This window comes from Pseudonocardia nigra (assembly GCF_019396355.1).
GTDB classification, from domain to species: Bacteria; Actinomycetota; Actinomycetes; order Mycobacteriales; family Pseudonocardiaceae; genus Pseudonocardia; species Pseudonocardia nigra.
This window is the reverse complement of sequence record NZ_JAHKRK010000231.1, coordinates 1-12558: the sequence shown is the minus strand read 5'-3', so window position 1 is coordinate 12558 and position 12558 is coordinate 1. Positions and strand designations below refer to the sequence as shown.

Annotated in this window: 10 protein-coding genes; 7 read left to right on the top strand and 3 right to left on the bottom strand. The window is 74.1% G+C overall.

Annotated features, from left to right (window positions below; all coding sequences use genetic code 11):
* Positions 1-79: 79 nt before the first annotated feature.
* Both KME75_RS35025 and KME75_RS35020 read right to left on the bottom strand, forming a co-directional pair.
* On the bottom strand, positions 80-736 hold the full coding sequence (locus KME75_RS35025; protein ID WP_219419235.1) for a potassium channel family protein: 657 nt from the start codon (positions 734-736) through the stop codon (positions 80-82).
* 5 nt (positions 737-741) lie between these two features.
* A complete protein-coding gene (locus KME75_RS35020; RefSeq protein WP_219419232.1) occupies positions 742-1404 on the bottom strand; it encodes a potassium channel family protein in 663 nt (220 codons plus the stop codon).
* 68 nt (positions 1405-1472) lie between these two features.
* Between KME75_RS35020 and KME75_RS35015 the strand changes: the two genes are divergently transcribed.
* From KME75_RS35015 to KME75_RS34995, 5 genes are all read left to right on the top strand, one after another.
* Positions 1473-3530: an APC family permease gene (locus KME75_RS35015; RefSeq protein WP_219419231.1), complete on the top strand. Its 2058-nt coding sequence runs from the start codon at positions 1473-1475 to the stop codon at positions 3528-3530.
* The gene (locus KME75_RS35010; RefSeq protein WP_308283370.1) at positions 3527-4693 is read left to right on the top strand and encodes a class I SAM-dependent RNA methyltransferase; all 1167 of its coding nucleotides are present in this window, start codon (positions 3527-3529) and stop codon (positions 4691-4693) included. The genes KME75_RS35015 and KME75_RS35010 overlap by 4 nt, the downstream gene beginning before the upstream one ends.
* Positions 4690-5208, top strand: a complete 519-nt coding sequence (locus tag KME75_RS35005) for a P-loop nucleotide/nucleoside kinase family protein (protein ID WP_219419230.1) — start codon at positions 4690-4692, stop codon at positions 5206-5208. The genes KME75_RS35010 and KME75_RS35005 overlap by 4 nt, the downstream gene beginning before the upstream one ends.
* 102 nt (positions 5209-5310) lie before the next feature.
* Positions 5311-6168 carry an HTD2 family dehydratase gene (locus KME75_RS35000; RefSeq protein ID WP_219419229.1) on the top strand — a complete coding sequence of 286 codons (858 nt, stop codon included), beginning with the start codon at positions 5311-5313 and terminating at the stop codon, positions 6166-6168.
* A gap of 64 nt (positions 6169-6232) precedes the next feature.
* Positions 6233-8722, top strand: a complete 2490-nt coding sequence (locus KME75_RS34995) for a Tex family protein (RefSeq protein ID WP_219419228.1) — start codon at positions 6233-6235, stop codon at positions 8720-8722.
* A 100-nt stretch (positions 8723-8822) separates the two neighbouring features.
* Here KME75_RS34995 and KME75_RS34990 read toward each other — a convergent pair whose 3' ends face one another.
* Positions 8823-9572, bottom strand: coding sequence for a tyrosine-protein phosphatase (locus KME75_RS34990; protein ID WP_219419227.1), 750 nt, complete (start codon positions 9570-9572; stop codon positions 8823-8825).
* 57 nt (positions 9573-9629) lie between these two features.
* Between KME75_RS34990 and KME75_RS34985 the strand changes: the two genes are divergently transcribed.
* Both KME75_RS34985 and KME75_RS34980 read left to right on the top strand, forming a co-directional pair.
* Positions 9630-10625: a TIGR03557 family F420-dependent LLM class oxidoreductase gene (locus KME75_RS34985; protein ID WP_308283369.1), complete on the top strand. Its 996-nt coding sequence runs from the start codon at positions 9630-9632 to the stop codon at positions 10623-10625.
* Between the two features lie 173 nt (positions 10626-10798).
* Positions 10799-12517, top strand: coding sequence for a DEAD/DEAH box helicase (locus KME75_RS34980; RefSeq protein ID WP_246633444.1), 1719 nt, complete (start codon positions 10799-10801; stop codon positions 12515-12517).
* Positions 12518-12558 lie beyond the last annotated feature (41 nt).

Below are 12558 nucleotides of genomic sequence, written 5' to 3'. Positions count from 1 at the left end.
AACCAGGCGACTCGCGGGAACCCCGCGAGTCGCCCGTTCTGGACAGGCGAGTCGCCCGTTCTGGACAGGCAAGTCGCCCCTACCGCCCGAGCGCCGAGCGGATGTCCTCCTCGACGTCCGCGGTCGCCACGAACAGGAGCTCGTCGCCGGGCTCGAGCGCGTCGTCCGACTGGGGGACGATCACCCGGCCGCCGCGCAGGATCACCACGAGTGCCGAGTCGGGCGGCAGCTTCAGATCGCGCACGGGCCGCCCGGCGAGCGGGGTGTCGTCGGGGAGGGTGACCTCCACGAGGTTCGCCTGGCCCTGCCGGAACGTCAGCAGCCGGACGAGGTCGCCGACGGCCACGGCCTCCTCGACGAGCGCGGCCAGCAGGCGCGGGGTGGACACCGCCACGTCGACGCCCCAGCTGTCGTTGAACAGCCACTCGTTGCGCGGGTCGTTCACCCGGGCCACGACCCGGGGCACCGCGAACTCGGTCTTGGCGAGAAGGGCCACCACCAGGTTGACCTTGTCGTCGCCGGTGGCGGCGATCACCACGTCGCAGCTCTCCAGGCCCGCCTCCTCGAGCGAGGCGAGCTCGCAGGCGTCGGCGTGCACCCACTCGGCCCGCTCCACCGCCTCCGGTTCGATGTTGGCGAGGTCACGCTCGATGAGCATGACCTGGTGCCCGTTCTCCACCAGCTCGAGGCTGATCGAGCGCCCGACGGCGCCGGCTCCCGCGATCGCGACCCGCATCGTCCTCACGCCTCCTGGGGCGGGGCCGCGGCCGCCGTCGTCACGTCGCTGACCGTGCCCGACACCGCGGCGACGTAGACCGTGTCCTCCGCCTGCACCGCGGTGTCCTCCTGCGGCAGCACCCCGGTGCCGAACCGCACGATGAACGCCACCCGGCAGCCCGTCGCCGCCTCGAGCTCTCGCACCGGGCGTCCGGCCCAGTCCTCGTGGACGGGCAGCGGCAGGATCGCGACGGTGCCGGTCGGCTCGCGCCACGCCGAGGCCACCCCGTCGGGCAGCAGCATCCGCATCAGCCGGTCGGTGCTCCACGGCACGGTCGCAACGGTGGGGATGCCGAGCCGCTCGTACACGGCGGCGCGCTTGGCGTCGTAGATGCGGGCGACGACCTGCTCGACGCCGAACGTCTCGCGCGCGACACGCGCGGCGATGATGTTGGAGTTGTCGCCGCTGGAGACGGCGGCGAACGCCTGGGCGCGCTCGACGCCCGCCTCGACGAGCACCTCGCGGTGGTATCCCTCCCCGACGACCTGCCGGCCGCGGAAGTCCGGGCCGAGCCTGCGGAACGCCTGGGCGTTGCGGTCGATCACCGCCACCTCGTGGCCGAGCCGTTCCAGCCCGGCGGACAGGGCGGACCCGACCCGCCCACAACCCATGATCACGACGTACACCGCAAGCCTCCCCGGATCGCGGGGCACGCTACCGCGTCGTGTCGACCTGCACCGCATAGGCTTTCGCCGTGTCCAAGCTCGGCGTCGCGGTCAAACGCGTCCTCGTCGGGCGGCCGCAGCGCAGCGACCGTCTCGCCCATACCCTGCTCCCCAAGCGGGTCGCGTTGCCCGTCTTCGCGTCCGACGCGATGTCCTCGGTCGCCTATGCGCCCGAGGAGATCTTCCTGACGCTGTCGATCGCCGGCGTCACGTCGTACGCGTTCTCGCCGTGGATCGGCCTGGCGGTCGTGATCGTGCTGCTGACGGTGGTGACGAGCTACCGGCAGAACGTGCAGGCCTATCCGTCGGGCGGGGGCGACTACGAGGTCGCCACCGTCAACCTGGGCCGCCGGGCGGGATTGACGGTGGCGAGCGCGCTGCTCGTCGACTACACGCTCACGGTGGCGGTGTCGATCTCGGCGGCCGCGGCGAACATCGGCGCGCTGATCCCGTTCGTCGCCGAGCACAAGGTCGGCTTCGCGGTGTCGGCGATCGTCGTGCTCACCGCGGTGAACCTGCGCGGCATCCGCGAGTCGGGGGTGGCGTTCGCCATCCCGACCTACGCGTTCATGTTCGGCATCGGCACGATGATCATCTGGGGACTGACGCGCGCGCTGCTGCTCGGGCAGGACCTGCACGCCGCCAGCGCCGACCTCGAGCTGGTGGCCGAGGGCGACGCGCTCACCGGGCTCGCGCTCGTGCTCCTGGTGCTGCGCTCGTTCACCCAGGGCTGTGCCGCCCTCACCGGTGTCGAGGCGATCAGCAACGGGGTGCCAGCGTTCCGCAAGCCCAAGTCGCGCAACGCGGCGACGACGCTGCTGATGCTGGGCGCCATCTCGGTGTCGATGTTCATGGGCCTGATCGCGCTGGCCCGGCTCAGCGGCGCCCAGATCGCCGAGGACCCCGCCCAGCAGTTCCCCGCCGCGCCGCCCGGGTACGTGCAGCAGACGCTCGTGGCGCAGCTGGCCGACGCCGTGTTCGACGGGTTCCGGCCCGGGTTCTTCTTCGTGGTGGTCGTGACGGCGCTGATCCTCGTGCTCGCCGCGAACACCGCCTACAACGGCTTCCCGGTGCTGGGCTCGATCCTGTCCCAGGACCGGTACCTGCCCCGGCAGCTGCACACCCGCGGCGACCGCCTGGCGTTCTCCAACGGCATCCTGGTGCTGGCCGGGGTCGCGATCGTGCTGGTCGTCGGCTTCCAGGCGGAGGTGACCCGGCTCATCGCGCTCTACACGGTGGGCGTGTTCACCTCCTTCACGCTCAGCCAGGCCGGGATGCTGCGGCACTGGAAGCGGCTGCTCGCCACCGAGACCGACCCGGCCGCCCGGCAGCGGATGCGCCGCTCGCAGGCCATCAACGGGTTCGGCGCGGCGATGACGGCCGCTGTGCTCGTCGTCGTGCTCATCACGAAGTTCACCCGCGGCGCGTGGATCGCGATCGCCGCGATGGGCGTGTTCTACGTGCTGATGCAGGCGATCCGGAAGCACTACGACCGCGTGTCCGCCGAGCTGGTGGCGGGCGAGGGCGACGGCGTGCTGCCGTCGCGCAACCACGCGATCGTGCTGATCTCCACCCTGCACAAGCCCACGCTGCGCGCGCTCGCCTACGCCAGGGCCACCCGGCCGGACGTGCTGGAGGCGGTCACCGTCAACGTCGACGACGCGGACACCAAGCGGCTCATGCGGGACTGGGACAAGCGCAAGCTCCCCGTGCCGCTCAAGGTGGTGGAGTCGCCCTACCGGGAGATCACGAAGCCGGTGCTCGACTACGTGAAGCGGATCCGGTCGAACAACCCGCGCGACGTCGTCACCGTGTTCATCCCCGAGTACGTGGTGGGGCACTGGTGGGAGCAGGTGCTGCACAACCAGAGCGCGCTGCGGCTCAAGGGCAGGCTGCTGTTCCAGCCGGGCGTGATGGTGACCAGCGTGCCGTGGCAGCTCGCGTCGTCGGAGCGGCTGAAGGCGCGGGGCCCGGAGACGGCGCCCGGTTCGGTGCGCCGCGGGTACGAGGCGACGCCACGCGACGACTCGCCCGCCGCGGTCTCACCCGCGGCCTCGCCCGCCTCGCCGGCGCGGGGGCGGAAGTGAGCACACAGGTGCGGGCCGACTGGAACGACCGGATCCTCGACCTCGACGTCGGGCCGGTCGCCCACGGCGGCCACTGCGTGGCCCGGTTCGAGGGCCGGGTGGTGTTCGTCCGGCACGCGCTGCCGGGGGAGCGCGTGCGTGCGGTCGTCACCGAGGACACCGGCGGGTCGTTCTGCCGGGCCGACGCGGTCGCCGTGCTGACGGCGTCGCCGCAGCGGGTGCCCGCCCCGTGCACGTGGGCGCGCGCGGGCGGCTGCGGCGGGTGCGATCTGCAGCACGCCGACCCGGCGGCCCAGCGGGAGCTCAAGGCCGACGTGCTGGCCGAGCAGCTGCGCCGGCTGGCGGGCGTGGAGCTGCGGGTGCCGGTGGAGGAGCTGCCGGGCGGGGCGCTGGGCTGGCGGCACCGGGTGCGCCTCGCCGTCGACGAGGACGGCCACCCCGGCCTGCGCGCCCACCGCAGCCACGACGTGCTCCCGATCGTCGACTGCCCGATCGCGCCTGCTGACGTGCTGCCGCCGGTGCTCGAGCGCCGCTTCGCGCCGGCCACCGAGGTGGAGGTGGTGGCGGACGCCGACGGTGCGGTCCACGTCGGCGACGCGGGCGGCATCGTCCAGCGTGCGGCCGGCCGGGAGTGGCACCTGTCGCCCGGCGTGTTCTGGCAGGTCCACCCCGCGCTCGCGGACGCGCTCGCCGCGGTCGTGGCGGAGTGGGCGGGCGCCCCGCGCGGCGGCACGGCGTGGGACCTCTACGGCGGCGTCGGGCTGTTCGCCGCGGTGCTCGCCGACCAGGTGGGGCCGGACGGCGTCGTCACGGTGGTCGAGTCGTCGCGGCAGGCCGTCGCGGACGGGCGGGCGGCGCTCGCCGACCTTCCCCAGGTGCAGTGGCGGGCCGGGCGCGTCGAACACGTTCTGGACGGGCTCGCCGGACGCCCGGACGTGGTGATCGCCGACCCGCCGCGGCGCGGGCTGGGCCGGGCGCTGGTGGAGGCACTGTGCGCCCGTGGTCCGGACCGCGTGGTGCACGTGGCCTGCGACCCCGCGGCGCTGGCCCGCGACGTCGCGCTGTTCGCCGAGCGCGGCTACCGGTTGGAGCGGCTGCGGGCCTTCGACGCGTTCCCGATGACCCACCACTTCGAGTGCGTGGCGCTGCTGACCCGCGCATGACCCTGCTGGTCGTGATGGCCGGGCTGCCCGGAAGCGGGAAGTCGACGGTCGCGCGGGCGATCGGCGCCCGGCTGACGGCCGCGGTGATCGCGGTCGATCCGATCGACGCCGCGCTCCGACGTGCCGGGGTCGCCGCGGACGCCGCCGGCCTCGGTGCCTATCTCGCTGCGGAGGCCGTGGCCGAGGACGTCCTCCGTGGGGGCCTCCCGGTGGTGCTCGACGCCGTCAACGCCGTGGAGCCCGCCCGGCAGCAGTGGCGCGACGTCGCCGCCCGGTGGGCCGTGCCGATGGTCGTGGTCGAGGTCGTGTGCTCGGACCCGGCGCTGCACCGCGCCCGGCTGGAAGGTCGCTCGCGCGACCTCGTCGGGCTGCCGGAGCCGAGCTGGGACGCCGTGCGCCGCCGCGCGGCCGAGTACGCGCCGTGGCCGGAACCCGTGTTGCGGCTCGACTCCGCGGACCCGCTCGGGGACAACGTCGAGGCGGCCCTCACGGCAATCGCCGCGGACCGGGCGTGAATGTCGCGACACGGCCCGCGCACCTCGTGTCGGCGCATGCACCCCGTCGACGGGGCGCGTGGGCCCCGAAGGGGGGCGTGGACGCGATCGGCGATGATCGGCGTGGACGTCTCGGATCTCGCCGCGCACCTGGCCGGCTGGGCCCCGCCGCCCGTCGACGTGACCGGCCGGATCGACACCTGGCCCGCCGCGGCCTTCGCCGCGCTGCTCGACCAGCCGTCGCCGGTGCACGCCGTGGGCGACCCGCTGCCGCCGCTGTGGCACTGGTTCCACCTGCTCGACGCCCCGGCCCGGGCCGAGCTCGGCGACGACGGCCATCCTGCCCACGGCCCGTTCCTGCCGCCGCTGCCGCACCGGCGGCGGATGTTCGCGGGCGGCCGGCTGGAGGTGCGGGAGCCGCTGCGGATCGGCGACGAAATCGGCCGTCGGTCGTCGCTCGTGTCGGCCACGCCCAAGGCCGGGCGCAGCGGGGCGATGGTGTTCGTGACGGTGCGCCACGAGTTCCACCGCGCCGGCGCGCTCGCCGTCGTCGAGGAGCAGGACTTCGCCTACCGCAGCCAGCCGCCCGGTGTCGAGCGCGGACGCCCGGTGAGCGCGCCCGTGGCCGGCGAGCCGGAGCCCGCCGCGTGGCAGCTGCGCGTCGAGCCCGACGCCGCGATGCTCTTCCGGTTCAGCGCCCTGACCTACAACACCCACCGCATCCACTACGACCAGCCCTACGTCACGCAGGTGGAGGGCTACCCGGGGCTCGTCGTGCACGGTCCACTGCTCGCGCTGCTGCTGCTGGAGCTGCCGCGTCGCAACGCCCCCGGCCGGGAGGTCACCGGGTTCGCCTACCGGCTGCGGCGCCCGGCGTTCGCCGGCACGCCGATCGTCGCGTCGGGCGCGGCCGATGCCGAGCTCGCCGCCGGGGTCCCCGGGCAGGCGCCGTCGGTGACGGGGGCGGTCACGCTCCGCTGACCCGCGTAGCGGGGGTGGGGGACCCCCTCGCGCGGCCGCGGCGGGCGCCCGCGACGATGTCCCGGTGACAGGTACGCAGGCCCCGTCGACAACCCCGGTCCACTCGATCCCGCAGCGGATCGCCGACGAGCTCGGTGTCCGCCCCCACCAGGTCGCGGCGGCCGTCGACCTCCTCGACGGCGGCGCGACCGTGCCGTTCATCGCCCGGTACCGCAAGGAGGCCACCGGCACCCTCGACGACGCGCAGCTGCGCACGCTCGAGGAGCGCCTGCGTTACCTGCGTGAGCTGGAGGAGCGGCGCACGGTCGTCCTCGACGAGATCCGCAAGCAGGGCAAGCTGGACGAGGCCCTCGAGGCGCGGATCCTGGCGGCCGAGTCCAAGGCCCGGCTGGAGGACATCTACCTGCCGTTCAAGCCGAAGCGGCGCACCAAGGCGATGATCGCCCGCGAGGCCGGGCTGGAGCCGCTGGCCGACACCCTGCTCGCCGACCCGACGCAGGACCCGTCCGGGGTCGCCGAGGGGTACCGCAACGAGCAGGTCCCCGACGCCGCGGCGGCGCTGGAGGGCGCGCGGTCGATCCTCGTCGAGCGGTTCGCCGAGGACGCCGACCTCATCGGCGGGCTGCGCGAGCGGATGTGGACGCGCGGGCGGCTGGTCACCAAGGTGCGGGAGGGCAAGGAGACCGAGGGCGCGAAGTTCGCCGACTACTTCGATTTCTCCGAGCCGTTCACCAAGCTCCCCTCGCATCGGATCCTCGCCGCCTTCCGCGGGGAGAAGGAGGAGATCCTCGACGTCACGCTGGAGCCGGACACCGAGCCCGCCGAGCCGGGGGTCGTCACCGACTTCGAGCGAACGATCGCCGCGGCGTTCGGGATCAAGGACGACGGCCGTCCGGCCGACAAGTGGCTCGGCGACGCCGTCCGCTGGGCCTGGCGCACCCGGATCCTGCTGCACCTGGGCATCGACATCCGGGTGCGGCTGCGCACGGTGGCCGAGGAGGGCGCGATCGGCGTCTTCGCCACCAACCTGCGCGACCTGTTGCTCGCCGCGCCCGCCGGGAGCCGCGCCACGATGGGGCTGGACCCCGGGCTGCGCACCGGCGTGAAGGTCGCGGTCGTCGACGCCACGGGAAAGGTCGTGGCCACCGACACGATCTACCCGCACGCGCCGCGCAACGACTGGAAGGGTGCGCTCGCCACGCTGACGAAGCTTGCCGCGGCCCACGACGTCGAGCTGGTCGCGATCGGCAACGGCACGGCCTCGCGGGAGACCGACAAGCTCGCCCGCGAGCTGGCCGCGAACAACCCCGGGCTGAAGCTGACCCCGGTGATGGTCAGCGAGGCCGGGGCGTCGGTGTACTCGGCGTCGGCGTTCGCCTCCGCCGAGCTGCCCGACCTGGACGTGTCGCTGCGCGGCGCCGTCTCGATCGCGCGGCGGCTGCAGGACCCGCTCGCCGAGCTCGTGAAGATCGACCCGAAGTCGATCGGGGTGGGTCAGTACCAGCACGACCTCGCCGAGTCGGCGCTGTCACGCTCGCTGGACGCCGTGGTCGAGGACTGCGTGAACGCCGTCGGCGTCGACGTCAACACCGCGTCCGTGCCGCTGCTGCGCCGCGTCTCCGGGATCACCGAGGGCCTCGCCACGCAGATCGTGCTGCACCGCGACGCGAACGGCCCGTTCCGCACGCGCAAGGCACTGGCGGACGTGCCCCGGCTGGGCCCGAAGGCGTTCGAGCAGTGCGCGGGCTTCCTGCGCATCCGCGGCGGCGACGACCCGCTCGACGTGTCCGGCGTGCACCCGGAGGCCTACCCGGTGGTCCACCGGATCCTGGCCAGGGCGAAGACCGACATCGCCGCTCTGATCGGCAGCAGCCAGAAGATCAAGTCGCTGAAGCCGCACGAGTTCGTCGACTCCAGCTTCGGGCTGCCGACCGTCACCGACATCCTCGCCGAGCTGGAGAAGCCCGGCCGCGACCCGCGTCCGGCGTTCCGCACCGCCACCTTCGCCGAGGGCGTGCACAAGATCGCCGACCTGAAGCCGGGGATGCTGCTGGAGGGCGTGGTCACCAACGTCGCCGCGTTCGGCGCGTTCGTGGACGTGGGCGTGCACCAGGACGGGCTCGTGCACGTCTCGGCCATGTCGAAGCAGTTCGTGTCCGACCCGCGCGAGGTCGTGAAGTCCGGCGACGTCGTGCGCGTCAAGGTGCTGGAGGTCGACGAGGGCCGCAAGCGGATCTCGCTGACGCTGCGGCTCGACGACGAGGTCGGGGCCGGGGGCCAGCGCGGGGGCAACCAGCGCGGGGGCGACCAGCGCGGCCGGGACCAGCGCGGCGAGCAGCGCCGGGGACCCCGGGACCAGAGCCGGGGCGACCAGCCGAAGGGCGGGCCGCGCGACCAGCAGAAGGGCCGTGGGGACCAGCGGGGCGGCCGCGGCGGCGACCGGCGCGGCGGCGGCCGGCCGGGCGGGGGTGGGTCCGGCGGTGGACCGGGCAACAGCGCGATGGCCGACGCCCTGCGCCGCGCGGGCCTGACGGGCGACAACGACAAGCGCTGAGGCGGGCCGGGTCCCGACGCGACGGCACACCGCGTGGTGGCGGCACACACGTTCGGCGGTGTGTGTACCGCCCACCCGGGGTGTGTGCGGCGGGTCCCTCTCAGGCCACGGGCGCGGGTACGGCGGTGAGCAGGCGGTCCGCCAGGCGCTCCAGTTCCGCGTCGGTGGCACCGTGTGCGGCCAGCCAGACGCGGACGTTCCCGAGCCCCGCCTCGACCTCGTCGAGCGCGGCCCCGAGCGCCCCGGCGTGCACGCCGGCGAGCACGTGGTTGCGCGGCGACGGCACCCCGGCGGCGTGCAGCGCGGCCCACAGCCGGGGGAGGTTGGGCTCGGTGCGCAGGTAGTCGGCGACCACGTCGGCGCGCCGCACGCCCACGGCCCGCAGCAGCAGGGCCATGACGATGCCGGTCCGGTCCTTGCCCGCGGTGCAGTGCACGAGCACCGGACCGGGCGCGGCCGCCGCCACGAGCCCCGCGATGTGGGCGATCTCGGCCGCCGCGTCCCGGACGACCTGACGGTAGGCCGCCGCGGGGTCGAGGATGTGCTGCGCGGAGGGCGCGGTGGGTGCGAGGCTCGCGCCGAGCGGGACCGGGTGGACGGCGGCGACACCGGCGAAGGGGTGGCCTCCGCCGCGCTCCTCGGGGGCGCGCAGGTCGATGACGGTGGTCGGTGGCCAGACGGGGACGTCCGTGCCGTCGGTGCGGGCGTAGTGGGGGAACTCGCTGCGGTAGAGCACACCGCGGCGCACGATGCGGCCGTCGAGGGTGCGGAGGCCGCGGACGTCTCGGAGGTTCGCCGGGCCGCCGGAGGTGGCCGACGGCTCGACGTTGAGCACGGAATTGCTTGTCACTCCATCCAGGATCACCTCGTCAGATGAACGGCGGGCAACATCGTGATCAGGGACTCAGTGGGGACGACTCAGCGCGGGCGCAGCGGGTACGTCAGCGGCATGGCGAGCATCGGCTACTTCCTGTCCTGTGAGCAGTTCGGCCCCAAGGAGCTGATCGACCAGGCGCGCCGCGCCGAGGACGCGGGCTTCGAGCGGCTGTGGATCTCCGACCACTTCCACCCGTGGAACGACGAGCAGGGCCAGAGCCCGTTCGTGTGGGGCGTGATCGGCGCACTGTCCGAGGCCACCTCGCTGCCCGTCACCACATCGGTGACCTGCCCGACGTTCCGCATCCACCCCGCGATCATCGCCCAGGCCGCGGCCACCGCGGCCGTGCAGCTCGACGGCCGGTTCGTCCTCGGCGTGGGCAGCGGCGAGGCCCTGAACGAGCACGTCCTCGCCGACCACTGGCCGTCGGTCGGCGTGCGGCTGGAGATGCTGGAGGAGGCGATCGAGATCATCCGGCTGCTGCACGGCGGCGAGGAGGTCAGCCACCACGGCACGTACTACGAGGTGCAGGAGGCGCGGATCTACACGCTGCCCGAGCAGCCGGTGCCGATCTACGTCTCCGGGTTCGGGCCGCAGGCCACCGAGCTGGCGGGCCGGATCGGCGACGGCTACGTCACGACGATGCCCGACGCCGACCTCATCCGCGTGTTCAAGGAGGCGGGTGGCGAGGGCAAGCCGGTGCAGGCCGGCACGAAGGTGAGCTGGGACCGCGACGCGGACGTCGCGCTCGACATCGCCCACCGCACCTGGGGCAACCAGGGCCTGCCCGGCCAGCTCGCCCAGACCCTGCCCCGGCCGCGCGACTTCATGGACGCGCAGACGCTGGTGCCGCGGGAGACGATCGCGGAGTCGGTGGCCTGCGGTGACGACGTCGACGCGCAGGTGACGCAGGTCCGCCAGTACGTCGACGCGGGCGTCGACGAGGTCTACGTCTCGCAGATGGGTCGCGACATGGAGGGCTTCTTCGACGCGTGGCGCAAGGACGTGCTGCCGGCGCTGCGCTGACCCGGGGCCCGGTGCGCCCGTGAGCGCGATCACCTGGGACTATGTGTCGTGGGTGGTGCGTTGGAACCACCAGAGACCGCACCGGCCAGGTAGTACTCGTGCCGCAGGCCCCGCGGGCTCGCCCCGCGGGAGCGCCGTCCGTGCTCCCGTTCCACTGCGACGGAAGACGATTCTTGATCCTGAACGAGCCCGAGCTCGACCTGCCCCGCTTCACCGACCTGCCGCTGCGCGCGGAACTGCTCCACGAGATCGAGGAGCTCGGCTACGAGCGGCCGAGTCCGATCCAGGCCGAGGCGATCGGCCCGCTGGTGGAGGGCCGCGACCTGCTCGGCCAGGCCGCCACCGGCACCGGCAAGACCGCGGCGTTCGCGCTGCCGATGCTCGAGCGGCTGGCCGAGCTGCGCCCCGAGCGCGAGCGCGGCGACGCGCCGCTCGGCCTCGTCCTCGCCCCCACCCGCGAGCTGGCGTTGCAGGTGTCGGAGGCCGTGTCCCGCTACGGACGCGGCCTCCGGGCCCGCGTCGTCACGGTCTACGGCGGCGCGCCGGTCGGGCCGCAGTGGAAGGGCCTGCAGCAGGGCGTCGACGTGGTCGTGGCCACGCCCGGCCGCGCGATCGACCTGATGAACCGCGGCGCGCTGCGCCTCGACGACCTCGAGATGGTCGTGCTGGACGAGGCCGACGAGATGCTCGACATGGGCTTCGTCGAGGACATCGAGACGCTGCTCGACGCCACCCCCGACACCCGCCAGGCCGTGCTGTTCAGCGCCACGATGCCGCGGCGCATCGAGACGCTGGCGCAGAAGTACCTGCGCGAGCCGGTGATCGTCCGGATCCGTCGCGAGACAGTGCCGGAGGGCGAGGCCCCGAAGGTGCGCCAGACGGCGTACCTGGTGCCCCGCACGCACACCACCGCGGCGCTGGGCCGCGTCCTGGAGGCCGAGCGGCCCACCGCGGCCATCGTGTTCTGCCGCACCCGGCTGGACGTCGACGCGGTCACCGAGACGCTCACCGCCCGCGGCCTGCGCGCCGAGGCGCTGCACGGCGGCATGGACCAGGAGCACCGCACCCGTGTGGTGGAGCGCGTGCGCAGCGGCCGCACCGAGCTGCTCGTCGCCACCGACGTGGCCGCGCGCGGCCTGGACATCGACCTGCTCACGCACGTGGTCAACCACGACGTGCCGCAATCGCCGGAGACCTACGTGCACCGCATCGGCCGCGTCGGCCGGGCCGGGCGTGAAGGCGTGGCGATCACGCTGGTGCCGCCGTCGAAGGTGCACGCGCTGCGGGCCGTGGAGCGGCTCACCGGGCAGCCGGTCGAGATGGCGCCGGTGCCCACCGCCGCCGACCTGCGCGCCGCGCGCCTGGAGCGCACCCGCTCCGCGCTGCACGAGCAGCTGACCGACCAGCCCGCCGAGGACGCCGTGCGCGCCATGCTCGCCGAGCTGGCCGCGGAGTTCGACCCGGTGGACGTCGCCGCGGCGGCGGTCCGGCTCATGCAGGACGCCACCGGCGCCCCCGACGACGGCGAGGACATCCCGGTCGTCTCCGCATCCCGCTCCGCCGGACGGCGCGAACCGCGCAGCGACGGCCGTGGCGGAGCGGCCGGCACCCGGCCGCCGAAGGCGGGCACCACGCGGCTGTTCGTCAACGCCGGCCGCGCCAGCGGCGTCCGCCCGCAGGACATCGTCGGCGCGCTCGCCAACGAGTCCAGCCTGTCGGGTCGCGATATCGGGGCGATCCAGATCCACGAGCGCCACGCGCTGGTGGAGATCCCCGAGCACGCCGCCGACGACGTGCTGCGCAGCCTCCGCGGCAGCACCACCCTGAAGGGCCGCCGGGCCAACGTCCGCCGCGACCGCGGCTTCGTCGGCGCGGGCGGCCGCCGGGGCTGACCCGCCGGACCGAACCTGGGCGACTCGGCAGACGGAAACGG

Bases quoted from the DNA above. Each gene is read 5' to 3' on its own strand.
- KME75_RS35025 (WP_219419235.1), bottom strand. From the start codon at position 736: ATGCGGGTCGCGATCGCGGGAGCCGGCGCCGTCGGGCGCTCGATCAGC.
- KME75_RS35005 (WP_219419230.1), top strand. From the start codon at position 4,690: ATGACCCTGCTGGTCGTGATGGCCGGGCTGCCCGGAAGCGGGAAGTCG.